Here is a 26,582-nt window from a genome sequence, read left to right on the forward strand (position 1 = left end):
TGCGCTTACCCGCCCTACATTAACGCATTTCTCTCCATAAACCCTTCCCCACCCAGCTGGCGCATCTGGCGCATGATCCACGCCTGACGGCTCCGCACGTACCCTGATGGGGCGCTGGCTTTAAAACGGATGGGATTCGGTAAAACAGCGGCCAATAGCGCTGCTTCTGACATGCTCAGACGGCTGGCTGGCTTATTGAAATAACGCTGCGCGGCCGCTTCCACGCCAAAAACACCGTCGCCAAACTCAGCAACGTTGAGATAAACGGTCAGAATACGCTTTTTGCTCCAGACCGTTTCCATTCCCAGGGTCAGGCCCGCTTCCAGCCCTTTTCGCACCCAGCTTCGTCCATCCCACAGGAACAGGTTCTTAGCCGTCTGCTGCGACAGCGTTGACGCACCGCGAACGCGGTTTTCGTGACGTTCGTTATGGGCCAGCGCCTTTTCAATGGCGGCCACATCAAACCCCCAGTGCTCCGGGAATTTCTGATCCTCCGCCGCGATAACCGCCAGTCCCATGAAAGGAGAAATGTCATCCATGCTCACCCAGTCAGAATGGGCGACATAGCCGAAATCACCGGAGAACCATGCGCTGAGCTGACGCTCAACCATAACGGCTGAAAACGGTACCGGCAAAATGCTGAACACGGCAAGCCCGCCTCCCCAGAACACCGCCAGGACGAGCACGATGCGCAAGAGAAGGCATTTCACCCATGCGCCTGCTGAAAACTGACGCCTCATTCCGTCAGCACCAGCACCCGGGCGACCAGCTTTTCAATGCCCACGGCAGCCTCTGCGATATTCTTCGCCAGCATATACGCGGGCGTGGTGACAATCTTGTTATCTTCATCCACCACAATGTCATCGACCGGACACGGTACGTGTTCACCGCCCATATCTTCGATAACCTCTGCGGTATCAATATCGGTCCCGATAGTCAGGCGCAGCGGGAAATCAAAAATCCTGGGCAGCATTGCCGGCGCGATGCAGATAAAGCCCAGCGGTTTTCCTGCCGCATGCATGGCCTGCGACAGCGATTTTAGATGAGGATCGATTTGACACTCCGCGCCCTGCGTAGCAAAGGTGCTGAGATTTTTGGCCGCGCCAAATCCCCCTGGCACAATGAGCGCATCAAGCTCTGAAGGGTCTGCCTGAATAAGAGGATGGATATCACCTCGCGCAATACGCGCGGCCTCAATCAGCACATTGCGCGTTTCGGCCATCGGCTCGCCGGTCAGATGGTTAATCACATCAGCCTGATTTTTGTCGGGCGCAAAACAGATAACCTCTGCTCCCTGTTTTACCAGGGCCAGCAGCGTGATTACGGCTTCATGTATTTCTGAACCATCAAAAACACCGCATCCGCTCAGGACGACACCAATCTTTTTCATCATGACAATCCTTTTCTACAACTCGCTGAAGCACATTAATAATTTTGATTAAAACGCTATGCTTCACACATTTCACTGATTCATGTAACAAACTATTTAAGATTTGCTATCTTATCTGCGTGCGGCCTAAATTTTTCAGGCGGCGCCCATTAGAAAATTACTTTAAAAAACAGGCGCAGCCACGATTTCCCTGGTGTTGGCGCAGTATTCGCGCACCCCGGTCAAGCCGGGGTCATTTTTTTCTGCCGTCCACCCAGGCTTTCAGCACCGCAACATCGTTCTGCCACTCTTGTTTCATCTCTTCAACCCAATCACCCACGTTATCTTCCCATGCTGGTAAATCAGGTGACTGAATCTGTTGGCCCAGCTGCTGCAGGTGGCGTAGCCCGACCGAACCAGCTGCACCTTTGATTTTATGCCCTTCTTCCACGATGCCCTTCTGGTCCCGCGCCGTCAGGTTTGACTCCAGCACGCTCAGATAGCCCGGCATCATTTTTTCGAACACCGCCAGACCGTCGGTAATCAGTTTCGGGCCGACCAGATCGATGTACTGCTCCAGCATCGCAGTGTCGAGTATCGTTTGGGCTTTTGCGCTATCAACAGACGTCATGGTGCTCTCCTCCTCATCCTGGGTATCCCAGAATTTCTTGATCATGGCGGTCAGAGCAGGCACCGCCAGCGGCTTACTGAGTACGTCGTCCATACCGGCATCGAGATACTCTTTTTTATCTTTCAGCACGTTTGCCGTCAGCGCCACCAGCGGCGGCAGCTCGTCGGCTGCGTACTGACGCGTCAGTTCACGCGAAATATCCAGCCCGGTCATATCCGGTAGCTGAATATCCAGCAGAACGAGGTCATATTCGCCCGGTTTAAACATCTCGAGCGCGGCCTTGCCGGTCATCGCAACATCCACGCTGTTGCCCAGTTTTTCCAGCACCGAGCGCGCGACAATCACGTTCAGCTCAATATCTTCCACCAGCAGGACGTGCAGTGCAGGCAGCGGCATATCGTCGTTTTCAAAGGTATCCTCTACCTCTTCCGCCACCGCCGGCGCATGCACCGTCAGCGTGAAGGTTGATCCTTTGCCCGGCTGGCTGGCAACGGTGATATCTCCCCCCATGCTCTTCGCCAGCCGTTTCGACACCGCCAGGCCGATGCCCGTGCCGGTAGCCGGTTTCCCGCCGTTGCTGTCCTTAACCTGGTAGTACATTGCGAAAATCTTGTCCTGCTCTTCCTGCGGAATACCAATCCCGGAGTCTTCCACCTCGAAGTGCAGCATATCGCCTTCGTCATAGCGAATACGCACCGCGACCTGTCCCTTCTGGGTAAATTTCACCGCGTTGCTGATGAGGTTCCACAAGATCTGGCGCAGGCGCGTGCCGTCAGTCACCACCTTATGCGGCAGCGGCAGGGTAGGCTCCATAACAAAACTCAGCCCCTTCTGCTGCGCCTGAAGGCCAGACAGGTTTTCCAGATCGGCAAGGAAGCTGGTGAAATCAACCGGCTGGTTATCAAGCTGAACCTTACGGCGCTCCATCTTATCCATATCAATAATATCGTTGAAGATATTACCCAACGTCACCGCCGAGACATGGATCGTTTTGAGGTATTTTTCCTGCTCTGCGGTCAGGTCGGTGTCCAGCAGAATGCGGCTCAGCCCCACAATGCCATTGAGCGGCGTACGCAGCTCGTGGCTAATGGTGGAGATAAAGGTGGTCTTGTCACGGCTGGCGCGCTCCAGCGCATCCTGATAGCGCTTACGCTCGGTGATATCGCGGCCAAAGCCCATCAGGCCGTGGCGCTTCCCGACACGGTCATAGTACGGCACCTTGCGGATCTCAAAGCAGGCTTTGCGCCCGTCCGGGTAATCCAGCCACTGTTCGTAGGTCAGCGAGACGTTATGGCGGAACACTTTTTCGTCCGTTTCCATAACCTTGGCGGCCGCCTCTTCGGAGTAAACGTCCTGCGGCTTCAGGTGAATCAACTGTTTCTCGCTTTTCCCGGTCAGCAGTTCCATCGCCCGGTTACAGCCGGAAAACTCTTTATCTTCGTTGCGGTAGAACACCAGATCCGGTGACGCATCCAGAAACGAGCGCAGGAAGGAGGATTGCTGCTCAAGCTGGATCTGCGTGACCTCGCGCTCTTTCATTTCGATTTTCAGCTGCTCCAGCGTGGCCTGACGCTCGGCTTCCGCCTTCTCACGGTCTGAAATTTCCTGGTTCAGCTGCGCAATGTTGTCTTTAAGCTGAACGTTGAGCTTCAGGTCGCGCTCGCGCATCTCCTCCAGCTTATCAACCAGTTTAGACAGACGCTGCCGGGACTCCTCCAGCTGTTCGACCACCACGGAAAGGAAATAGACCGCCCAGGGAGTAATGAGCAGGCCGAAGAAGATGGAGCGGATGACGTCGATACTCTCGACCTGACCATGCAGAACCATGGTGACGGCCATCTGCACAACAATGGCCAGCACGACCAGCGCCAGCGCAAGCAGCATGGAGAAACGCACCAGCCCAAGCTTCATCATCAGGTCGACGTAGTACTGGGCCAGCATTCGAATTTGCTTCATAGAGGATCCCTTCACGACTTTATCGCTCAATAATACTCAAATTCGAGGCGGGACGTTGAAGGTTGTGAGAAAAAGTGCGGGGTGAAACAGGAGATTAGCCTCGCTTCCGGCTAGCCGGAAGCGAGGAGAGGTCAATCAGGAGCGTTTCAGCAGCAGCCAGAGGCTGATCAGGAAGAAGCTGGCGCTCGGCAGCAGCGCACCGATAATCGGCGGGATGCCATAAACCAGCGTCAGCGGACCGAAGATCTGATCGAGCACATAGAACACAAAGCCGAAGCTAATACCGGTCACGACGCGCACACCCATCGGCACGCTACGCAGCGGGCCGAAGATAAACGACAGCGCCATCAGCATCATTACCGCCACGGACATCGGCTGGAAGATTTTGCTCCACATGTTGAGCTGATAGCGCCCGGCATCCTGCCCGCTCGACTTCAGGTACTTCACATAGTTGTGCAAGCCGCTGATGGAGAGCGCGTCAGGATCCAGCGCGACAACCCCGAGCTTATCCGGCGTGAGGTTGGTCTTCCAGGTGCCGGTCACCGTCTGTGACCCGGCGATCTGTTTTGGATCGGTCAGGTCAGATTCATCCACCTGCGACAAACGCCACTGTTTATGTTCCGCGTCAAATTTCGCAGAAGAGGCGTGTCGGACTGACTCCAGACGGCGCTGGTCGTTGAAGGCATAGATGCTCACCCCGCCCAGTTCATCATTGCCCTTTACCCGTTCGATGTAGACGAAGTTTTTACCGTCTTTCGCCCATAAACCTTGTTGAGTCGAGAGCAGTGAACCGCCGTACATTGCCTGAGCACGATAGTTACGCGCCATCTGCTCGCCCTGCGGGGCCACCCACTCGCCAATCGCCATGGTTAACAGCACCAGCGGGATCGCGGTTTTCATTACCGACAGCGCAACCTGCATGCGGGTAAAGCCCGATGCCTGCATCACCACCAGCTCGCTGCGCTGCGCTAGCATCCCCAGCCCCAGCAGCGCACCCAGCAGGGCCGCCATCGGGAAGAAGATCTGCACATCTTTCGGCACGCTGAGCAGGGTATACATCCCCGCGCCCAACGCGTCATAGCTGCCCTGCCCGGCTTTTTTCAGCTGATCGACAAATTTGATAATGCCGGATAGCGACACCAGCATGAACAACGTCATCATGATGGTGGTAAAAATGGTTTTACCGATATAGCGATCAAGAACGCCAAACGCCTGCATTAGATGGCTCCTTTACGCGAGAATCGGGCACGTATGCGGCGCACAGGCACCGTATCCCACAGGTTTAATCCCAGCGCCAGTAAGATGTACAGGCTGTTGACGAACCACGTCCAGACCATAGGATCCAGCTTACCCTTCGCGCCGTTGGAGCGAATCGAGGTTTGCAGCAGGAAGTAGACCAGGTAAAGCAGCATCGCCGGCAGCATGGAGAGCACGCGACCCTGACGCGGGTTCACCACGCTCAGCGGCACGACAATCAATGCCATCATAAACACAGTGAATACGAGCGTAATACGCCAGTGGAACTCAGCACGCGCTCTGTCGGTATCGGTGTTCCACAGCGTGCGCATATCCATTTGCTCGGTATCCGTAGGATCGAGCGCCACCGCCTGATGACCAATAATAGCCTGATAGTTCTGGAAATCCGTAATACGGAAATCGCGCAGCATCGCGGTGCCTTCAAAGCGGGTGCCTTTATTCAGCGTGACAATCTGCGACCCGTCTTTGCGCTGAGAAAGTTGGCCAGAGTCGGCAACCACCACGGACGGACGCGCGTTACCTTTAGGACGCAGCTGCGCCAAGAATACGTCGTTGAATTTACTGCCGTCAACGCTTTCAATAAACAGCACGGAGTTCCCGTCGGTCGCCTGCTGGAACTGGCCCTGCGCGAGCGCCGCCATGCCGGGGTTCGCTTTCGCTTCGGCCAGCACCTCGTCCTGGTGACGAGACGACATCGGGCCCGCCCACATCACATTCACCGCCGCAACGATGCCCGTGAAGAGCGCCAGTATCATCGCCGCCTTCACCAGTACCGCTTTGCTCAGGCCACAGGCGTGCATCACCGTGATTTCACTTTCGGTGTATAGCTTACCAAGCGTCATGAGCAGGCCGAGGAATAGACTCAGCGGCAGAATAAGCTGCGCCATTTCCGGGATCCCCAAACCAAGCAGGGAAAGCACCAGATTCGTTGGAATTTCGCCGTCAACGGCCGCACCGAGGATCTTCACCAGCTTCTGACAGAAAAAAATCAGCAGCAGGATGAAGAGGATCGCCAGTTGGCTTTTGAGCGTCTCCCGCACCAGATATCTTATGATTATCACTTTAAATACGCCCGTAAAAACCCGTCTCTTTGCTGGAAAATCGCTTGTTTCATGGCTTAAACGTCATTTATTCTCTTGAGTCGTCGAAATCATCGCTAAGATTAAAATATCCGGCGGATTCACGCTTCAGGACTTTTTCTGACGTGTCGAAACCGTAGTAACGTAAGATTAACACGAAGTCACCACAACAGCGGACATGAGTTACGAAAGGTTTCAATTCTATCTGTAGCAGCCGCCGTTGTCTTTAAGATTCAGGAGCGTAGTGCATGGAGTTCAGTGTAAAAAGCGGTAGCCCGGAGAAACAGCGGAGTGCCTGCATCGTTGTGGGCGTCTTTGAACCGCGCCGACTCTCCCCGATCGCCGAGCAACTCGATAAAATCAGTGACGGCTATATCAGCGCCCTGCTGCGCCGTGGCGAACTGGAAGGCAAACCTGGGCAGACGCTGTTACTGCACCATGTTCCAAACGTCCTGTCAGAGCGAATTTTGCTGATTGGCTGCGGTAAAGAGCGCGAGCTGGACGAGCGTCAGTATAAGCAGGTCATTCAGAAAACCATTAATACGCTGAATGATACCGGTTCAATGGAAGCCGTCTGCTTCCTGACCGAGCTGCACGTCAAAGGCCGTAACACCTACTGGAAAGTGCGTCAGGCCGTCGAAACGGCAAAAGAGAGCCTGTACAGCTTCGATCAGCTGAAGACCAACAAAAGCGAGCCGCGTCGCCCGCTGCGTAAAATGGTTTTCAACGTGCCAACCCGTCGCGAACTGACCAGCGGTGAACGTGCCATTCAGCATGGTCTGGCGATTGCCGCCGGTATTAAAGCGGCAAAAGATCTCGGCAATATGCCGCCTAACATCTGTAACGCGGCCTACCTCGCCTCTCAGGCGCGCCAGCTGGCAGATTCCTACAGCAAAAACGTCATCACCCGCGTCATCGGCGAACAGCAGATGAAAGAGCTGGGCATGCACTCGTATCTGGCTGTGGGTAACGGCTCGCAGAACGAATCCCTGATGTCGGTTATCGAGTACAAAGGCAACCCGTCCGAAGATGCGCGTCCGATTGTGCTGGTGGGTAAAGGCCTGACCTTCGATTCCGGCGGTATCTCCATCAAGCCTGCCGAAGGCATGGACGAGATGAAATACGACATGTGCGGCGCAGCGGCGGTTTACGGCGTAATGCGCATGGTCGCGGAGCTTCAGTTGCCCATCAACGTGATCGGCGTCCTGGCGGGCTGCGAAAACATGCCTGGCGGTCGCGCGTATCGTCCGGGCGACGTCCTGACCACCATGTCCGGGCAGACCGTTGAGGTGCTGAACACCGACGCCGAAGGCCGTCTGGTGCTGTGCGACGTGCTGACCTACGTTGAGCGCTTCGAGCCTGAAGCGGTGATTGACGTGGCAACGCTGACCGGTGCCTGTGTGATTGCGCTGGGCCACCACATCACCGGCCTGATGTCGAACCACAACCCGCTGGCGCACGAGCTGATCGGCGCGTCCGAACAGGCCGGTGACCGCGCGTGGCGTCTGCCGCTGGGCGATGAGTTCCAGGAACAGCTGGAGTCTAACTTTGCGGATATGGCGAACATCGGCGGTCGTCCTGGCGGGGCTATCACCGCAGGCTGCTTCCTGGCGCGCTTCACCCGCAAGTACAACTGGGCGCACCTGGACATCGCCGGCACCGCATGGCGTTCCGGTAAAGCGAAAGGCGCAACCGGTCGTCCGGTGGCGCTGCTGTCGCAGTTCCTGCTCAATCGTGCGGGTTTTAACGGCGACGAGTAAGCCAAAACGGCAGTAAACCGTAGGCCGGGTAAGGCGAAGCCGCCACCCGGCTTAAGCATTTAAAGTGAGCACAAGAAGCCCCATATATGAAGAATGCAACGTTCTACCTTCTGGACAACGACACCCATCAGGATGGCCTCAGCGCCGTTGAACAGCTGGTGTGTGAAATTGCCGCAGAACGTTGGCGCGCTGGCAAACGCGTGTTGATAGCCTGTGAAGATGAGCAGCAGGCGATTCGCCTTGATGAAGCGCTGTGGGCCCGCCCGCCGGAGAGTTTTGTGCCGCATAACCTGTCGGGCGAAGGTCCGCGCGGCGGTGCACCGGTCGAAATTGCCTGGCCGCAAAAGCGCAACAGCAGCGCGCGCGATATTCTGATTAGCCTGCGGATAGATTTTGCAGATTTTGCCACCGCTTTCACAGAAGTGGTAGACTTTGTCCCTTACGAAGAATCCTTGAAACAACTGGCGCGCGAACGCTATAAAGCGTACCGCCTGGCTGGTTTTAACCTGAATACGGCAACCTGGAAATAATGGAAAAGACATATAACCCACGCGATATCGAACAGCCGCTTTACGAGCACTGGGAACAGCAGGGCTATTTCAAGCCTAACGGCGACGAAAGCAAAGAGTCCTTCTGCATCATGATCCCGCCGCCGAACGTCACCGGCAGTTTGCATATGGGGCATGCTTTCCAGCAGACCATCATGGACACCATGATCCGCTACCAGCGCATGCAGGGCAAAAACACCCTGTGGCAGGCGGGGACTGACCACGCGGGTATCGCGACCCAGATGGTGGTTGAGCGTAAAATTGCCGCTGAAGAGGGTAAAACCCGTCACGACTACGGTCGCGAGGCGTTCATCGACAAAATCTGGCAGTGGAAGGCAGAATCCGGCGGCACCATTACCCGTCAGATGCGCCGTCTCGGCAACTCCGTGGACTGGGAGCGCGAGCGCTTCACCATGGACGAAGGCCTGTCCAACGCAGTGAAAGAAGTCTTCGTGCGCCTGTACAAAGAAGACCTGATTTACCGCGGCAAACGCCTGGTAAACTGGGACCCGAAACTGCGCACCGCCATCTCTGACCTGGAAGTGGAAAACCGCGAGTCCAAAGGCTCTATGTGGCACATCCGCTACCCGCTGGCCGACGGCGCAAAAACCGCAGACGGTAAAGATTACCTCGTGGTCGCGACTACCCGTCCGGAAACCCTGTTGGGCGATACCGGCGTGGCCGTGAACCCGGAAGATCCGCGCTATAAAGATCTGATCGGCAAATTTGTGGTGCTGCCGCTGGTGAACCGCCGTATTCCCATTGTGGGCGACGAACACGCCGACATGGAAAAAGGCACCGGCTGCGTGAAAATCACCCCTGCGCACGACTTCAACGACTATGAAGTCGGTCGTCGTCACGCCCTGCCGATGATCAACATTCTGACCTTCGACGGCGATATCCGCGAAAGCGCAGAAGTGTACGACACCAAAGGTAACGAATCCGACGTCTATTCCAGCGAGATCCCGGCGGAGTTCCAGAAGCTGGAGCGCTTTGCCGCGCGTAAAGCCATCGTAGCTGCCGTTGACGCGCTCGGCCTGCTGGAAGAGATTAAGCCTCACGATCTGACCGTGCCGTACGGCGACCGTGGCGGCGTGGTTATTGAGCCAATGCTGACCGACCAGTGGTACGTGCGTGCCGACGTGCTGGCCAAACCGGCTGTTGAAGCGGTTGAAAACGGCAGTATTCAGTTCGTGCCGAAGCAGTACGAAAACATGTACTTCTCCTGGATGCGCGACATTCAGGACTGGTGTATCTCCCGTCAGCTGTGGTGGGGTCACCGCATCCCGGCATGGTACGACAACGAAGGCAACGTCTACGTTGGCCGTAGCGAAGACGAAGTGCGTCAGGAAAACAACCTGAGCGCTGAGGTTGCCCTGCGTCAGGACGAAGATGTACTGGACACCTGGTTCTCCTCCGCGCTGTGGACCTTCTCCACCCTCGGCTGGCCAGAAAACACCGACGCGCTGCGTCAGTTCCACCCTACCAGCGTGATGGTGTCCGGCTTCGATATCATCTTCTTCTGGATTGCCCGCATGATCATGATGACCATGCACTTCATCAAAGACGAAGACGGCAAGCAGCAGGTTCCGTTCCATACCGTTTACATGACGGGGCTTATCCGCGACGACGAAGGTCAGAAGATGTCCAAGTCCAAGGGCAACGTGATCGACCCGCTGGACATGGTTGACGGTATCTCTCTGGAAGATCTGCTGGAAAAACGTACCGGCAACATGATGCAGCCGCAGCTGGCTGAGAAAATCCGCAAGCGTACCGAGAAGCAGTTCCCGAACGGGATCGAGTCTCACGGTACCGATGCCCTGCGCTTCACCCTGGCGGCGCTGGCCTCTACCGGCCGCGACATCAACTGGGACATGAAGCGTCTGGAAGGTTACCGTAACTTCTGTAACAAGCTGTGGAACGCCAGCCGCTTCGTACTGATGAACACCGAAGATCAGGACTGCGGCTTCAACGGCGGCGAGATGACCCTGTCTCTGGCGGACCGCTGGATCCTGGCGGAATTCAACCAGACGGTGAAAGCCTTCCGCGACGCGCTGGACAGCTACCGCTTCGATATTGCAGCGGGCATCCTGTACGAATTCACCTGGAACCAGTTCTGCGACTGGTACCTGGAGCTGGCGAAGCCGGTGATGAACGGCGGTTCTGAAGCGGAACTGCGCGGCACGCGCAACACACTGATTACCGTTCTGGAAGGCCTGCTGCGCCTGGCGCATCCGGTCATTCCATTCATTACCGAAACCATCTGGCAGCGCGTGAAGGTCATTGCGGGCATCAATGCCGATACCATCATGCTGCAGCCGTTCCCGGAATTCGATGCGGCTAAGGTTGATGAAGCGGCGTCCGCGGATACCGAGTGGCTGAAACAGGCGATCGTTGCGGTCCGTAACATCCGTGCTGAAATGAACATCGCCCCAGGTAAACCGCTTGAGCTGCTGCTGCGCGGCTGCAGCGATGCAGCGGTTCGTCGCGTCACCGAGAACAACACGTTCCTGAAAACCATGGCGCGTCTGGAGAGCATCACCGTGCTGCCTGCGGATGACAAAGGTCCGGTTTCCGTGACCAAAATCATCGACGGCGCCGAGCTGCTGATCCCGATGGCGGGCCTGATCGACAAAGACGCCGAGCTGGCGCGTCTGGCGAAAGAAGTGGCGAAAGTCGACGTGGAAATTGGCAAAATCGAAAGCAAGCTGGCGAACGAAGGCTTTGTTGCCCGCGCGCCGGAAGCGGTCATCGCCAAAGAGCGTGAGCGCCTGGTTGCCTTTGCCGATGCCAGGACCAAGCTAATTGAGCAGCAGGCGGTTATTGCAGCCCTGTAATGCTTTTACCCCTTACGCTTCAGGGCGTAAGGGGTTACCTTCCTGAAAACTCCTCGCTTGCACTCCCCTTTCTGCGGTGCTATTAACAGCAACAATGTGTCAATTTTTGTAATGAGTAATGCTATGAGCGTGATTACCCCGGTCGCGACGACGATGCGTCGGATCGTTGAACAGGACAACCCGGCTATCGCCGCCGTTATCCGCACCGTCTCTGCGGAGTATGGCCTGACCGCCGATAAAGGCTATACGGTTGCCGACCCAAACCTGGACGAACTTTTTCAGCTCTACAGCCAGCCGGGCCATGCCTACTGGGTCATCGAACAGGACGGTAATGTCGTGGGCGGCGGCGGCATAGCGCCACTGAGCTGCAGCGAGCCGGATATCTGCGAACTGCAGAAAATGTATTTTCTGCCGTCAGTACGCGGGCAAGGTCTGGCGAAGAAGCTGGCGCTGGTTGCCCTGGAGCACGCGCGCGATCAGGGTTTTAAACGCTGTTACCTCGAAACAACCGCCTTCCTCAAAGAGGCCATTGGCCTTTATGAACATCTGGGTTTTGAGCATATTGATGCGCCGCTGGGCTGTACCGGCCACGTTGATTGCGAAGTCAGAATGCTGAAAAGTCTGTAAGTTTTGTTCCTGCCCTCTTCTGTTAAGCGGCTGTAAACTGAATGCTCTACACTCTCAGTTCACACCACAACGGGGGAAACACGATGTCGAAGATAAAAAGCTACGCCGCACCGCAGGCGGGTGCAGAACTTGAGCTGTACGAGTACGATGCGGGCGAACTAAAAGCAGAAGACGTCGAAGTACAGGTTGATTACTGCGGGATCTGCCACTCAGATCTCTCGATGATCGACAACGAATGGGGCTTTTCCAGCTATCCGCTGGTTGCCGGGCACGAAGTGATTGGCCGTGTCGTGGCGCTCGGCAGCGCTGCGCAGGACAAAGGGCTGAAGGTTGGCCAGCGCGTGGGCATTGGCTGGACGGCACGCAGCTGCGGCCACTGTGACGCGTGTATCAGCGGCAACCAGATCAACTGCCTTGAAGGCGCGGTGCCCACCATCCTGAACAAGGGCGGTTTCGCCGACAAGCTGCGCGCCGACTGGCAATGGGTCATTCCGCTGCCGGATAGCATTGATATCGAATCAGCCGGTCCGCTGCTGTGCGGCGGGATCACCGTCTTTAAACCGCTGTTGATGCACCACGTCACCGCCACCAGCCGCGTGGGCGTGATTGGTATTGGCGGTCTGGGCCATATCGCCATCAAGCTGCTGCACGCAATGGGCTGTGAAGTCACGGCGTTCAGCTCGAACCCGGCGAAAGAGAAAGAAGTGCTGGCCATGGGTGCGGACAAAGTGGTGAACAGCCGCGATCCGGACGCACTGAACGCACTGGCTGGGCAGTTTGATCTGATTATCAACACCGTGAACGTCGATCTCGACTGGCAGCCGTACTTTGAAGCACTGGCCTACGGCGGTAACTTCCACACCGTAGGTGCCGTGATGAAGCCGCTGCCTGTTCCGGCGTTTACGCTGATCGGTGGGGATCGCAGCGTGTCAGGCTCCGCGACCGGTACACCGTACGAGCTGCGCAAGCTGATGAAGTTTGCCGGACGCACCAAAGTGGCGCCAACCACCGAGCTGTATCCGATGTCGAAAATCAACGAAGCGATCCAGCACGTGCGCGACGGCAAAGCCCGTTACCGCGTGGTGTTGAAAGCGGATTTCTGATGTGACATTGCCGGGTGGCGGCTTCGCCTTACCCGGCCTACTTTTGCTACTGCGCCAATATGTTAAACACTTCCGCTACCGCGACCGCCCCTGGGTCCATTACCCCATCCAGATTCTCTTTATTCACATACGATGAGCGCCCTGCTCCTGCTTTCGCCATTTTCGCCGTTGCTTCAGCCCCTTGCTGCGCAGCCTGTGCCGCTGACTGAAGATCGCCTTTCTGTAACGCCTCAAGCGCCGGTTGCAGCGCATCAATCAACGTACGATCGCCGAGATCTGCACCGCCATACTGCTTCATCTGCGCAAGTCCGCTCAGTAACGCATCTGGCAGAGGCTGCCCGTCTTGCAATTTTTGTCCCGCCGCCGTGAAGAAGATCGACATCAACACCCCACTCGATCCGCCCATCACCGTCGCCAGGCGCTCGCCCACCAGCAACAGCAGCTTAGACACGTCATTCAGCGGGAGAGTGCTCTCTTCCAGGCGCCGCGCAATATCCCGTGCACCTTGCGCAAACGTGGAGCCAGTATCCCCATCGCCCACTTTGGCATCCAGCGCATTCAGGCGGTTTTCAAGCTGTATGAGCGTCTTCGTCACCCGGGAAACAGACTCCTTCACCTGCGGATTGTCGGACGCGGTATATTCCACGCTATCGTGAATAGCGCTTTGCGGAACGGTACGCAGAGGGGCAAACGCCACGGGCTTCTGCCAGCCCAGCGTTTCCACCTCTTCATGCAGCGCTTTCTCGAACAGATCGTTGAGCTTTAGCAGCGTCAGAGAAAAGCCCTTCATATCCAGCGCGCTCACCAGCGGCGCAGGGCCAATCAGGTACGCAATATTCTCTTTCAGCGCCGAGTGCGCCAGCTCTTTGGTCAACAGCGCCATTTCCAGTGCCGAGACGCCGCCGAGGTTGTTAATCAGCACCGCGAAACGCCCCTCGCCCGCCTGTGCTTTGAGCGGCGTCACCAGCGTGTCGATAATGGCTTTGCTGTTTTGCGTATCAACCACCGAGGCACCCGGCTCCCCGTGGATCCCCAGCCCCAGCTCGACATGGCCCTGCTTAATGCGCCCCTCTTCATCGTCGCTGCCCGGCAGGTTACAGGTTTGCATCGCAACGCCCAGGCTCCAGAGGTTATCGCAGGCCTGTTGCGCAATATCACGCACTTCGCTCAGCGATTTACCGTGCTCTGCGGCATAACCCGCGATCTTATGCACCAGCGCCGTACCGGCAATGCCGCGCGGCTGCTTGTTGTCGGGCAGCGCAATATCATCCGCGACTATCACCATCTCTACCTTCAGGCCGTAGCGTTTGGCCTTTTCTGCCGCCAGACCAAAGTTCAGGCGATCCCCGGTGTAGTTTTTCACAATCAGCAGGCAGCCGCGGTCGCCCGTCACCGCAACGATAGCGTTCAGTACCGCATCCACGCTCGGCGAGGCGAACAGATCGCCACACACTGCCGCCGTCAGCATGCCTTTGCCGACAAACCCCGCGTGCGCCGGCTCATGGCCTGAGCCACCACCGGAGATCACCGCCACGCGGCTTTTATCCCAGTCACCGCGGGCGACGACCCTGATGGCCGGATCAATATCAAGTTTGACGAGATTCGCATGTGGCGCAGAAAGCAGTATGCCTTCAATGGCGTCGTTGACCAGCTGTTTGCGATCGTTAAAGAAGAATCTGGACATTGTTTTCCACTTTTTTATGAACCGTATGCAAAAGCATAGTCCGCGCTGGACAATGCGCCGCAAAGTCAGCAATTTACTCAACCATTTTGCCGTCAGGTTGCCTATACTCCACCCAGGACTAAGAGAGGAAGCGCATCATGAGTACACCATTGTTAATTGCCCGGACGCTGGAAAAAGAGCTGTATTTACTGCCCGCGATGGCGAACCGCCACGGTCTGATTACCGGTGCCACCGGCACAGGGAAAACAGTCACTCTGCAGAAACTGGCGGAGTCGCTTTCAGATATTGGCGTGCCGGTCTTTATGGCTGACGTAAAAGGCGATTTAACCGGTGTGGCTCAGGAGGGTACCGCTTCTGAAAAACTGCTCGAACGCCTGAAGAATATTGGCATTACGGACTGGACGCCGCACGGCAACCCGGTAGTCGTCTGGGATATCTTTGGCGAGAAAGGCCACCCGGTGCGCGCCACCGTCTCCGATCTCGGCCCGCTGCTGCTGGCTCGCCTGCTTAACCTCAACGACGTGCAGTCCGGCGTGCTGAATATTATCTTCCGTATCGCCGACGATCAGGGGCTACTGCTGCTTGATTTCAAAGATCTGCGCGCCATTACCCAGTACATCGGCGATAACGCCAAATCTTTCCAGAACCAGTACGGCAATATCAGCAGCGCTTCTGTCGGGGCCATTCAACGCGGGTTACTGACGCTGGAGCAGCAGGGCGCCGAACACTTCTTCGGTGAGCCGATGCTGGATATCAAGGACTGGATGCGCACCGACAGCAGTGGCAAAGGCATCATCAACATTCTGAGTTCAGAAAAGCTCTACCAGATGCCGAAACTCTACGCCGCCAGCCTGCTGTGGATGCTCTCCGAGCTGTACGAGCAGTTGCCGGAAGCGGGCGATCTGGAAAAACCGAAGCTGGTCTTCTTCTTTGACGAAGCACATCTGCTGTTTAACGACGCGCCGCAGGTGCTGCTGGATAAAATTGAACAGGTCATTCGTCTGATCCGCTCCAAAGGGGTTGGCGTCTGGTTTGTGTCGCAAAACCCGTCGGATATTCCGGACAACGTGCTGGGCCAGCTCGGTAACCGCGTGCAGCACGCCCTGCGCGCCTTTACGCCGAAAGATCAGAAAGCGGTAAAAGCCGCCGCGCAAACCATGCGCGCCAATCCTGCCTTTGATACCGAAGCGGCGATTCAGGCGTTAGGCACCGGTGAAGCGCTGATCTCGTTCCTGGATGCGAAAGGCAGCCCCTCCATCGTGGAGCGCGCCATGGTGATCGCACCCTGCTCGCGCATGGGGCCCGTTACCGACGATGAGCGCAACGGCCTGATTAACCACTCTCCGGTGTACGGCAAGTATGAAGACGAGGTGGATCGGGAGTCTGCGTTCGAGATGCTGCAAAAAGGGGTACAGGCGACCACCGAATCGCAGGATGCGCCACTCGCGAAGGGTCAGTCAGTCGCGGTGGATGACGGCATTCTGGGCGGGCTAAAAGACATTTTGTTTGGCACCACCGGGCCACGCGGCGGGAAACGCGACGGCGTAGTGCAGACCATGGCGAAAAGCGCCGCACGGCAGGTCACCAATCAGATTGTGCGCGGCATGCTGGGGAGTTTGCTAGGCGGCCGTCGTCGGTAGACGGGGAACCCACGGACGGCCCAGCGCCGAACCCTGTACGCCGTTTTCCTGAAGATAGCGGTCGATTTCCACCATCCCCGTCCAGCGGTTCTCGCACCAGAGCGGTGCCAGAAGCGTTGGGCGGCGGGCGCTGGCGGAGATGCGGTGGTAGACAATTTCCGGCGGCGTGTGGCGAATCATCTCCCCTGCCGTTACCGTATATTCCTCAAGCTCAATACCGCTAAACCGCCCGGCTTCCCAGGCTTTGGCCATAATGCTTCCCGTAACGATATGAAGGGGATGCAGCTTAATACCGTCCACGCCGGTTTCAACGACTTTTTCCAGCGTCTCCAGGCCGTGCTGCTGCCCTTCGCCAGGCAATCCGACAATCAGATGCGAGCAGACTTTTAACCCACGCTCGCGGGCCAGCCGCGTGGTGCGCTGGTAGCAGGCGAAATCATGGCCGCGGTTGATGCGGTGCAGGGTTTTGTCATGTGCGGTCTGCAGGCCCAGCTCCAGCCAAATCTCGTAGCCCTGCTCTTTGTACTCGCTGAGCAGATCCAGCACCGCCTCCGGCACGCAGTCCGGGCGCGTACCGACGCATAGCCCGACAATATTGGCCTGGGTGACCGCCTGCTGGTACATGGAACGCAGCACCTGCACCTCCGCCCACGTGCTGGTGTAGGCCTGGAAATAGGCCAGATACTGCTTCGCGCGGTTCACCAGGCTGGCCTGATGGGCGAGCTGTTCCACGATGGATTTATGCTGCTGGGCTTCGTCAGCAAACGACGCAACGTTACAGAAGGTGCAGCCGCCGCGCCCGATGGTGCCGTCGCGATTCGGGCAGCTAAAGCCACCGTGCAGCGTCAGCTTATGAACCTTTTGCCCGTACCGCTGCAAAAGATCCCCACCAAACATATTGACTAATTTCTGTAACTGCATAATCTGATAGACCGTCCCGAAGAAAGGGGACAAGCCTGCCATTTTTAGCCTCTGTCGGCGATGACCTGGATCAATCGCCCTGGACGGCCTTTATCTATATGAATAAATACTCAGGATTACTGCAATTTCATTCACGCTACCGGTGATTACTTTTCCTTATGTTCTGATTGTTTTTTTCATTTATAGCGGCAACACTGAAAAACAGTGATTTTATGCGGGCTTGAATACATAACCAGATTATTATTCTGCTATAAATCAGCATTTCAGCATGCTGCATCGATAATACCGCTTTCAGATAGTGAGTCAGATCACACTCCTTCACGGCTCCCCTGGCCTTTCGATGGTTATAAAAATAGTTAAATATCTTTTTAAAACAAATAGATGCCACCTCTTTAGCACATATTTGTATAAATAAGATTGCCATTTGACCTGTGTACCAATTCCCGATAAGTTGGAAATCCGCTGGAAGCTTTCTGGATGAGCGGCCTGCTCATCATATTTATGCAGTAATTGAGATTCCCTCTGAAGCAAGTCCTCAAACTTGTTTACCTGCGCGAAAGGATGAAAAAGAGGGCGAATGCGAGGTCCGCGTATGAAACGCAAACCCCGTCGCCATGCTCTTTCTGTGCCTGTGCGCCACGGTAAAGTTCAGTGGGAAGCCCGACGAGCCTGGGGAGGTTCACTGATATGTTGTACGATAAATCCCTTGAGAAGGATAACTGTGGTTTCGGCCTGATCGCCCACATAGAAGGCGAACCTAGCCACAAGGTAGTGCGTACTGCTATTCACGCACTGGCCCGTATGCAGCACCGTGGCGCTATTCTTGCCGATGGTAAAACCGGCGACGGTTGCGGCCTGCTGCTGCAAAAACCGGATCGTTTCTTCCGCATCGTGGCGGAAGAGCGCGGCTGGCGTTTAGCCAAAAACTACGCTGTCGGCATGCTGTTCCTGAATCAGGATCCTGAAAAAGCTGCCGCCTCACGCCGCATCGTTGAAGAAGAACTTCAGCGCGAAACCCTGTCGATTGTCGGCTGGCGCGATGTGCCAACTAACGAAGGGGTGCTCGGTGAAATCGCCCTCTCCTCGCTGCCTCGTATTGAACAGATTTTTGTTAACGCGCCTGCGGGCTGGCGTCCGCGCGATATGGAACGCCGTCTGTTTATTGCCCGTCGCCGCATTGAAAAACGCCTTCAGGACGATAAAGAGTTCTACGTCTGTAGCCTCTCTAACCTGGTGAACATCTATAAAGGTCTGTGTATGCCGGCTGACCTGCCGCGCTTCTACCTGGACCTGGCTGACCTGCGTCTGGAATCGGCCATTTGCCTGTTCCACCAGCGCTTTTCCACCAACACCGTGCCACGCTGGCCGCTGGCGCAGCCGTTCCGCTACCTGGCGCACAACGGCGAGATCAACACCATCACCGGTAACCGCCAGTGGGCACGCGCCCGTACCTATAAGTTCCAGACTCCGCTGATCCCTGACCTGCACGATGCCGCGCCGTTCGTGAACGAAACCGGCTCTGACTCCAGCTCCATGGATAACATGCTGGAACTGCTGCTGGCGGGCGGTATGGACATCGTGCGCGCCATGCGTCTGCTCGTGCCACCAGCATGGCAGAACAACCCGGACATGGACCCTGAACTGCGCGCGTTCTTCGACTTTAACTCCATGCACATGGAACCGTGGGACGGCCCGGCGGGTATCGTCATGTCCGACGGTCGCTTCGCTGCCTGTAACCTGGACCGTAACGGCCTGCGTCCGGCGCGCTACGTCATCACCAAAGACAAACTCATCACCTGCGCCTCTGAAGTTGGGATCTGGGATTACCAGCCTGACGAAGTGGTTGAGAAAGGCCGCGTTGGCCCGGGCGAGCTGATGGTTATCGACACCCGCGGCGGCCGTATTCTGCATTCCGCTGAAACCGACAACGATCTGAAGAGCCGCCATCCGTATAAAGAATGGATGGCGAAAAACGTGCGTCGTCTGGTGCCGTTTGAGGATCTGCCGGACGAAGAAGTGGGCAGCCGCGAGATGGACGACGATACGCTTGCAAGCTTCCAGAAACAGTTTAACTACAGCGCGGAAGAGCTGGACTCGGTTATTCGCGTACTGGGTGAAAACGGCCAGGAAGCGGTCGGCTCGATGGGTGACGATACCCCGTTTGCCGTGCTCTCCAGCCAGCCGCGCATTATTTACGACTACTTCCGCCAGCAGTTCGCGCAGGTCACTAACCCGCCAATCGATCCGCTGCGTGAAGCCCACGTAATGTCGCTGGCAACCAGCATCGGCCGCGAGATGAACGTCTTCTGCGAAGCCGAAGGCCAGGCGCACCGTCTGACCTTTAAATCGCCGATCCTGCTGTACTCTGATTTCAAACAGCTCACCACCATGACCGAGGAGCACTACCGCGCCGACACGCTCGACATTACGTTCGACGTGACCGAAGCGAGCCTCGAAGAGACGGTGAATGCGCTGTGCGACAAAGCCGAGCAGATGGTGCGTAACGGTACCGTGCTGCTGGTGCTGTCCGACCGTAATATCGCGAAAAACCGTCTGCCGGTACCTGCCCCGATGGCGGTTGGCGCTATCCAGACGCGTCTGGTCGATAAGAGCCTGCGCTGCGACGCCAACATCATTGTGGAAACCGCCAGCGCCCGCGACCCGCACCACTTCGCCGTGCTGTTAGGCTTTGGTGCGACGGCGATCTACCCGTACCTGGCCTACGAAACGCTGGCCCGTCTGGTGGACACCCGCGCCATCGACAAAGACTACCGTGCCGTGATGCTGAACTACCGTAACGGCATCAACAAAGGCCTGTACAAGATCATGTCCAAAATGGGCATCTCGACCATTGCCTCCTACCGCTGCTCGAAGCTGTTTGAAGCGGTCGGCCTGCACGACGACGTGGCGAACCTCTGCTTCCAGGGCGTGGTCAGCCGCATAGGCGGGGCCGGTTTTGCTGACTTCCAGCAGGATCTGGTGAACCTGTCAAAACGCGCCTGGCTGGCACGTAAGCCGCTGGATCAGGGCGGTCTGCTGAAATACGTTCATGGTGGCGAGTATCACGCCTACAACCCGGACGTGGTGCGCACGCTGCAGCAGGCGGTGCAGAGCGGCGAATACAGTGATTACCAGCAGTACGCAGAGCTGGTGAACAACCGTCCGGCGGCGACGCTGCGCGACCTTATTGCCCTCAATCCGGGCGATGAAGCGGTCAGCATTGACGACGTTGAGCCTGCGTCCGAACTGTTCAAACGCTTCGATACCGCAGCGATGTCCATCGGCGCGTTGAGCCCGGAAGCCCACGAAGCGCTGGCGGAAGCCATGAACAGCATCGGCGGTAATTCCAACTCCGGCGAAGGCGGCGAAGATCCGGCACGTTACGGCACCAACAAAGTGTCCCGTATCAAGCAGGTGGCATCCGGTCGCTTTGGCGTAACGCCTGCGTACCTGGTCAACGCCGACGTGATTCAGATTAAAGTCGCTCAGGGTGCTAAACCGGGCGAAGGCGGTCAGTTGCCGGGTGATAAAGTTACCCCATACATCGCCAAACTGCGCTACTCCGTACCGGGCGTGACGCTGATCTCCCCGCCGCCGCACCACGATATCTACTCTATCGAGGATCTGGCGCAGCTGATTTTCGACCTGAAACAGGTCAACCCGAAAGCGATGATCTCCGTGAAGCTGGTTTCCGAACCGGGCGTCGGCACTATCGCTACCGGCGTAGCGAAAGCCTATGCGGATCTCATCACCATCGCCGGCTACGACGGCGGCACCGGCGCAAGCCCGCTCTCGTCCGTGAAATACGCGGGCTGCCCGTGGGAGCTTGGCCTGGTGGAAACCCAGCAGGCGCTGGTCGCTAACGGTCTGCGCCACAAGATCCGTCTGCAGGTGGACGGCGGCCTGAAAACCGGCCTCGACATCATCAAGGCAGCGATCCTCGGCGCGGAAAGCTTCGGCTTCGGTACCGGCCCGATGGTTGCGCTCGGCTGTAAATACCTGCGTATTTGCCACCTGAACAACTGCGCAACCGGCGTTGCAACCCAGGACGAGAAGCTGCGTAAGAACCACTATCATGGCCTGCCGTTCAAGGTGACCAACTACTTTGACTTCATCGCCCGTGAAACCCGCGAGCTGATGGCGCAGCTGGGCGTGAAGCGTCTGGTAGACCTGATTGGCCGCACCGACCTGCTGAAAGAGCTGGAAGGCTTCACGGCGAAGCAGCAGAAGCTGGAGCTGAGCAAGCTGCTGGAAACCGCGCAGCCGCATCCTGGCAAAGCGGTCTACTGCACCGAAAACAACCCGCCGTTCGATAACGGCGTGTTGAACGCGCAGCTGCTGCAGCAGGCGAAGCCGTACGTGGACGACAAGCAGAGCAAAACGTTCTGGTTTGATATCCGCAACACCGACCGTTCCGTGGGCGCGTCGCTCTCTGGCTACATCGCGCAGACGCACGGTGACCAGGGGCTGGCAGCGGATCCGATTACCGCGCACTTCAGCGGTACCGCGGGTCAGAGCTTCGGCGTATGGAACGCAGGTGGCGTTGAGCTGTATCTTACCGGCGATGCCAACGACTACGTCGGCAAAGGCATGGCGGGCGGTTTGCTGGCGGTGCGTCCTCCGGTCGGCTCAGCCTTCCGCAGCCATGAAGCGAGCATTATCGGTAACACCTGTCTCTACGGCGCGACCGGTGGTCGTCTGTTCGCCGCAGGTCGTGCGGGCGAGCGTTTTGCGGTGCGTAACTCCGGTGCGATCACCGTGGTGGAAGGCATTGGCGATAACGGCTGTGAATACATGACGGGCGGGATTGTTTGCGTTCTGGGTAAAACCGGCGTGAACTTTGGCGCAGGCATGACGGGCGGTTTTGCGTACGTCCTGGATGAAGACGGTGAGTTCCGCAAACGCGTGAACCCGGAGTTGGTGGAAGTGCTGGACGTTGATACGCTGGCCATCCACGAAGAACACCTGCGCGGTTTGATTACCGAACACGTGCAGCATACCGGTTCTTCGCGCGGCGAAGAGATCCTGGCGAACTGGCCGGCGTTCTCTGCGAAATTCGCGCTGGTTAAGCCGAAGTCCAGCGATGTTAAAGCCCTGTTGGGTCACCGTAGTCGTAGCGCAGCAGAGCTGCGCGTGCAGGCGCAGTAAGGAATTCAGATGAGCCAGAACGTATACCAGTTTATCGACCTGCAGCGTGTTGATCCGCCAAAGAAACCGCTGAAGATCCGCAAAATTGAATTTGTTGAAATCTACGAGCCGTTTTCAGAAGGCCAGGCCAAGGCACAGGCAGACCGCTGCCTGTCCTGCGGTAACCCTTACTGCGAATGGAAATGTCCGGTACATAACTACATCCCGAACTGGCTGAAGCTCGCCAACGAGGGGCGTATTTTTGAAGCCGCCGAGCTGTCTCACCAGACCAACACCCTGCCGGAAGTGTGTGGCCGCGTGTGCCCTCAGGACCGTCTGTGCGAAGGCTCCTGTACGCTGAACGACGAGTTCGGCGCGGTGACCATCGGCAACATCGAGCGCTATATCAATGATAAAGCGTTCGAGATGGGATGGCGTCCGGATATGACCGGCGTGCGTCAAACCGACAAACGCGTGGCCATCATCGGTGCGGGCCCGGCGGGCCTGGCCTGTGCTGACGTGCTGACCCGCAACGGCGTGAAGGCGGTGGTTTTTGACCGTCATCCGGAAATCGGCGGTCTGCTGACCTTCGGCATCCCGGCGTTCAAGCTGGAAAAAGAGGTCATGACCCGTCGCCGTGAAATCTTCACCGGCATGGGCATTGAGTTCAAACTGAACGTGGAAGTGGGCCGCGACGTGCAGCTCGACGACCTGCTGAAGGATTACGACGCCGTGTTCCTGGGCGTTGGCACCTATCAGTCCATGCGCGGCGGTCTGGAGAACGAAGACGCGCCGGGCGTTTATGATGCCCTGCCGTTCCTGATTGCCAACACCAAGCAGATCATGGGCTATGGCGAAACGGCCGATGAGCCATACGTCAGCATGGAAGGCAAACGCGTGGTGGTGCTGGGCGGCGGTGATACCGCGATGGACTGCGTGCGTACGTCCATTCGTCAGAATGCGGCGCACGTCATCTGCGCCTACCGTCGTGACGAAGAGAACATGCCGGGCTCTAAGCGCGAAGTGAAAAACGCGCGTGAAGAGGGCGTGGAGTTCCAGTTCAACATCCAGCCTCTGGGTATTGAAGTGAATGCCAACGGTAAAGTGAGCGGCGTGAAGATGGCGCGCACGGAGATGGGCGCGCCGGATGCAAAAGGCCGTCGTCGCGCGGAGATCGTCGCAGGCTCTGAGCATGTGATCCCGGCCGATGCCGTGGTGATGGCGTTTGGTTTCCGCCCTCACAGCATGGAGTGGCTGGCGAAGCACAGCGTGGAGCTGGATTCACAGGGCCGCGTAATCGCGCCAGAGGGCAGCGATAACGCATTCCAGACCAGCAACCCGAAAATCTTTGCCGGTGGCGATATCGTTCGCGGTTCTGACCTGGTGGTGACGGCGATTGCCGAAGGGCGCAAAGCCGCAGATGGTATACTGAACTACCTGGAAGTATAAAAAAACAGGCCCGATTGGGCCTGTTTTTTATTTCACGACGCGAAGAGCCGGACGGCCACCGCGCGGTGGCGGATCGTCATCAGGATCGTTGTCGTCCTCACGATCGGGCTTGTCGCCATCAATTACAGACATTACCGTTTCGCTTTCGCTGGCGGTGATGCCTTCATCATCATTCAGGCTGGCAACATCTTCATCGTATGCCGCTTCCGGCTCAAACATGGTACCCGCACCGTTTTCACGCGCGTAGATTGCCAGCACCGCAGCCAGTGGTACGGAAACCTGACGCGGCACGCCGCCGAAACGCGCGTTAAAGCGCACTTCGTCGTTTGCCAGTTCCAGGTTGCCCACCGCACGCGGTGCAATGTTCAGTACGATCTGTCCGTCACGCGCGTATTCCATCGGCACCAGCACGCCCGGCAACGTCACATCCACAACCAGGTGCGGCGTGAGCTGGTTATCCAGCAGCCATTCATAGAAGGCGCGCAGCAGATACGGACGGCGTGGGGTAAGTTGTGACATTTCCACAGTCATTAGCCTCGGCCGAGACGCATTTCACGTTCCGGTTCAGTTAAAGATGCCAGGAAAGAGTCGCGCTCAAATACGCGAGTCATGTAGCCTTTCAGCTCTTTCGCGCCTGGGCCGCTGAACTCTACGCCCAGGGTTGGCAGACGCCACAGCAGCGGAGCCAGGTAGCAATCAACCAGGCTGAACTCATCGCTCAGGAAGAACGGTTTCTGACCAAACACAGGGGCAATTGCCAGCAGCTCTTCACGCAGTTGCTTACGCGCAGCGTCGGCTTCGGAAGCGGAGCCGCTGGTGATGACGTTCATCAGCGAGTACCAGTCTTTTTCGATACGCTGCATGTACAGGCGGCTTTCACCACGCGCAACAGGGTAAACAGGCATCAGCGGCGGATGCGGGAAACGCTCATCCAGGTATTCCATAATGATACGGGATTCCCACAGGGTCAGCTCGCGATCCACCAGCGTCGGTACGCTTTGGCTCGGGTTGAGATCGATCAGATCCTGAGGCGGGTTATCCTTTTCCACATGCTCGATCTCAAAACTGACACCCTTCTCGGCCAGCACGATACGAACCTGATGGCTATAAATGTCAGTAGGACCAGAAAACAGCGTCATTACCGAACGTTTGTTGGCAGCGACAGCCATGAAAACCTCCAGGTATATTCAGAATTTTTACTGCTACCAGCCCAACAGGGGCCAGCCAGATGTTGTATCGCCCATCCCAGAGAAGACACATTGTTCAAGAATCGAACAAAAAGCGAGTATTCACCGATATTTGGGCAGAAAATTGGATGATAGTTTACCAGATTTTGATGGCTTTGTGGTGAGGGGATTCTGGAAATGTGGAAAAAGAGAAGATATATGAAATGTTACTGTGGATAACCTGCGCATTATCCATAAAAAAACCCGCCGAAGCGGGTTTTTCGCCAATCGTTCTGCGTAAGCAGAATGGATTAACGTTTGGAGAACTGTGGACGACGACGTGCTTTACGCAGACCCACTTTCTTACGTTCAACTTGACGAGCGTCACGAGTAACGAAGCCAGCTTTACGCAGTTCAGAACGCAGGGATTCGTCGTACTCCATCAGAGCGCGGGTGATACCGTGACGGATCGCACCTGCCTGACCGGAGATACCACCACCTTTAACGGTGATGTACAGATCCAGTTTTTCTACCATATCAACCAGTTCCAGCGGCTGGCGAACTACCATGCGGGCAGTTTCGCGACCGAAGTATTGTTCCAGAGAACGCTGGTTGATTACGATTTTACCACTGCCCGGTTTGATGAAAACGCGAGCTGCGGAACTTTTGCGGCGACCAGTGCCGTAGTATTGATTTTCAGCCATTGCCTATAATCCCGATTAGATGTCAAGAACTTGCGGTTGCTGTGCCGCGTGGTTGTGCTCGTTGCCTGCGTAAACTTTCAGTTTACGGAACATAGCACGACCCAGCGGGCCTTTTGGCAGCATGCCTTTAACCGCGATTTCAATCACACGCTCAGGACGGCGGGCAATCATCTCTTCAAAGGTCGCTTCTTTGATACCACCGATGTGGCCGGTGTGGTGGTAGTACATTTTGTCAGTACGCTTGTTGCCGGTAACAGCAACTTTGTCAGCGTTCAGAACGATGATGTAATCACCGGTATCAACGTGCGGAGTGTATTCCGCTTTATGCTTACCGCGCAGGCGACGAGCCAGTTCAGTAGCCAGACGGCCCAGAGTTTTACCGGTCGCGTCAACAACATACCAGTCGCGCTGTACGGTTTCTGGTTTAGCTGTAAAAGTTTTCATTAAAAGCTTACCCAAATAATAAGTTACACGTTGGTGAACACCCAAACGTTTAGTCAGTTGAGGTTCACACGACAAAGTCCGGCAAACCTACCCCTTCGAATAGCACATGCCGACACATAGAAAGTTTCGGGAAAAAAACCTTCTCGTAACGTGGGGTCGCAAGATTATAGAGAAGTTGAGGTCAAAGATCGACCCTTAAATGTGATTTGGAATGGGTTTTTCGGGGGACGAGTTTGTGCGGTCTGATGCCCTCCCCCCCAGCCCCTCTCCCACAGGGAGA

Annotated in this window: 20 protein-coding genes; 8 read left to right on the plus strand and 12 right to left on the minus strand. The window is 56.7% G+C overall.

From position 1 onward, the window contains the following. Positions 1–14: 14 nt before the first annotated feature. The 6 genes from mtgA to MX657_RS19855 all read right to left on the minus strand — a co-directional run bounded on the left by mtgA (position 15) and on the right by MX657_RS19855 (position 6,382). On the minus strand, positions 15–740 hold the full coding sequence (gene mtgA / locus MX657_RS19830; RefSeq protein WP_346806526.1) for a monofunctional biosynthetic peptidoglycan transglycosylase: 726 nt from the start codon (positions 738–740) through the stop codon (positions 15–17). Further along, positions 737–1,390, minus strand: coding sequence for an isoprenoid biosynthesis glyoxalase ElbB (gene elbB, locus MX657_RS19835; protein ID WP_346808580.1), 654 nt, complete (start codon positions 1,388–1,390; stop codon positions 737–739). The genes mtgA and elbB overlap by 4 nt, the downstream gene beginning before the upstream one ends. A gap of 232 nt (positions 1,391–1,622) precedes the next feature. Next, positions 1,623–3,956, minus strand: a complete 2,334-nt coding sequence (gene arcB, locus MX657_RS19840) for an aerobic respiration two-component sensor histidine kinase ArcB (RefSeq protein ID WP_080328333.1) — start codon at positions 3,954–3,956, stop codon at positions 1,623–1,625. A gap of 135 nt (positions 3,957–4,091) precedes the next feature. Next, positions 4,092–5,174 carry an LPS export ABC transporter permease LptG gene (gene lptG / locus MX657_RS19845; protein ID WP_080328334.1) on the minus strand — a complete coding sequence of 361 codons (1,083 nt, stop codon included), beginning with the start codon at positions 5,172–5,174 and terminating at the stop codon, positions 4,092–4,094. Continuing rightward, on the minus strand, positions 5,174–6,274 hold the full coding sequence (gene lptF / locus MX657_RS19850; protein ID WP_080328335.1) for an LPS export ABC transporter permease LptF: 1,101 nt from the start codon (positions 6,272–6,274) through the stop codon (positions 5,174–5,176). Before lptF ends, lptG begins: the two co-directional genes overlap by 1 nt. A 63-nt stretch (positions 6,275–6,337) precedes the next feature. Further along, positions 6,338–6,382: a hypothetical protein gene (locus MX657_RS19855; protein ID WP_217480452.1), complete on the minus strand. Its 45-nt coding sequence runs from the start codon at positions 6,380–6,382 to the stop codon at positions 6,338–6,340. A 158-nt stretch (positions 6,383–6,540) separates the two neighbouring features. Between MX657_RS19855 and pepA the strand changes: the two genes are divergently transcribed. The 5 genes from pepA (at position 6,541) to ahr (ending at position 13,167) form a co-directional block, all read left to right on the plus strand. Continuing rightward, positions 6,541–8,052, plus strand: coding sequence for a leucyl aminopeptidase (pepA, locus tag MX657_RS19860; RefSeq protein ID WP_010436084.1), 1,512 nt, complete (start codon positions 6,541–6,543; stop codon positions 8,050–8,052). Between the two features lie 86 nt (positions 8,053–8,138). Next, on the plus strand, positions 8,139–8,582 hold the full coding sequence (holC, locus tag MX657_RS19865; RefSeq protein WP_008502815.1) for a DNA polymerase III subunit chi: 444 nt from the start codon (positions 8,139–8,141) through the stop codon (positions 8,580–8,582). Continuing rightward, positions 8,582–11,437 carry a valine--tRNA ligase gene (locus tag MX657_RS19870; RefSeq protein WP_346806530.1) on the plus strand — a complete coding sequence of 952 codons (2,856 nt, stop codon included), beginning with the start codon at positions 8,582–8,584 and terminating at the stop codon, positions 11,435–11,437. The genes holC and MX657_RS19870 overlap by 1 nt, the downstream gene beginning before the upstream one ends. A 123-nt stretch (positions 11,438–11,560) precedes the next feature. Beyond that, positions 11,561–12,064, plus strand: coding sequence for a GNAT family N-acetyltransferase (locus MX657_RS19875; RefSeq protein ID WP_119916491.1), 504 nt, complete (start codon positions 11,561–11,563; stop codon positions 12,062–12,064). A gap of 83 nt (positions 12,065–12,147) precedes the next feature. Next, positions 12,148–13,167: an NADPH-dependent aldehyde reductase Ahr gene (gene ahr / locus MX657_RS19880; protein WP_219366500.1), complete on the plus strand. Its 1,020-nt coding sequence runs from the start codon at positions 12,148–12,150 to the stop codon at positions 13,165–13,167. Between the two features lie 46 nt (positions 13,168–13,213). Here the strand turns inward: ahr and MX657_RS19885 are convergent, their stop codons facing one another. Then, positions 13,214–14,851 carry a dihydroxyacetone kinase subunit DhaK gene (locus MX657_RS19885; RefSeq protein ID WP_346806533.1) on the minus strand — a complete coding sequence of 546 codons (1,638 nt, stop codon included), beginning with the start codon at positions 14,849–14,851 and terminating at the stop codon, positions 13,214–13,216. Positions 14,852–14,988: 137 nt separating this feature from the next. Here MX657_RS19885 and MX657_RS19890 point away from each other — a divergent pair, with 137 nt between their 5' ends. Continuing rightward, positions 14,989–16,491: a helicase HerA-like C-terminal domain-containing protein gene (locus MX657_RS19890; protein ID WP_346806535.1), complete on the plus strand. Its 1,503-nt coding sequence runs from the start codon at positions 14,989–14,991 to the stop codon at positions 16,489–16,491. Here the strand turns inward: MX657_RS19890 and MX657_RS19895 are convergent. After that, on the minus strand, positions 16,471–17,412 hold the full coding sequence (locus MX657_RS19895) for a TIGR01212 family radical SAM protein (protein ID WP_346808581.1): 942 nt from the start codon (positions 17,410–17,412) through the stop codon (positions 16,471–16,473). The genes MX657_RS19890 and MX657_RS19895 overlap by 21 nt on opposite strands. A 687-nt stretch (positions 17,413–18,099) precedes the next feature. Here MX657_RS19895 and gltB point away from each other — a divergent pair. Together gltB and MX657_RS19905 are read left to right on the plus strand one after the other, a co-directional pair. Further along, positions 18,100–22,560, plus strand: a complete 4,461-nt coding sequence (gene gltB / locus MX657_RS19900; protein WP_119916495.1) for a glutamate synthase large subunit — start codon at positions 18,100–18,102, stop codon at positions 22,558–22,560. A gap of 9 nt (positions 22,561–22,569) precedes the next feature. Beyond that, positions 22,570–23,988: a glutamate synthase small subunit gene (locus MX657_RS19905; protein WP_119916496.1), complete on the plus strand. Its 1,419-nt coding sequence runs from the start codon at positions 22,570–22,572 to the stop codon at positions 23,986–23,988. A 27-nt stretch (positions 23,989–24,015) separates the two neighbouring features. Here the strand turns inward: MX657_RS19905 and sspB are convergent, their stop codons facing one another. The 4 genes from sspB to rplM form a co-directional block, all read right to left on the minus strand. Then, complete coding sequence (gene sspB / locus MX657_RS19910) at positions 24,016–24,513, minus strand: ClpXP protease specificity-enhancing factor (RefSeq protein WP_119916520.1); 498 nt, start codon at positions 24,511–24,513, stop codon at positions 24,016–24,018. 5 nt (positions 24,514–24,518) lie between these two features. After that, positions 24,519–25,157 (minus strand): stringent starvation protein SspA, encoded by a 639-nt coding sequence (sspA, locus tag MX657_RS19915; RefSeq protein ID WP_014885418.1) that lies wholly within the window; start codon positions 25,155–25,157, stop codon positions 24,519–24,521. A gap of 308 nt (positions 25,158–25,465) precedes the next feature. Then, the gene (rpsI, locus tag MX657_RS19920) at positions 25,466–25,858 is read right to left on the minus strand and encodes a 30S ribosomal protein S9 (protein WP_003860436.1); all 393 of its coding nucleotides are present in this window, start codon (positions 25,856–25,858) and stop codon (positions 25,466–25,468) included. Between the two features lie 15 nt (positions 25,859–25,873). Next, positions 25,874–26,302 carry a 50S ribosomal protein L13 gene (gene rplM, locus MX657_RS19925; protein ID WP_003860434.1) on the minus strand — a complete coding sequence of 143 codons (429 nt, stop codon included), beginning with the start codon at positions 26,300–26,302 and terminating at the stop codon, positions 25,874–25,876. Positions 26,303–26,582 lie beyond the last annotated feature (280 nt).

Origin of the sequence: Enterobacter chuandaensis (assembly GCF_039718975.1) — a bacterium.
GTDB lineage: Bacteria > Pseudomonadota > Gammaproteobacteria > Enterobacterales > Enterobacteriaceae > Enterobacter > Enterobacter chuandaensis.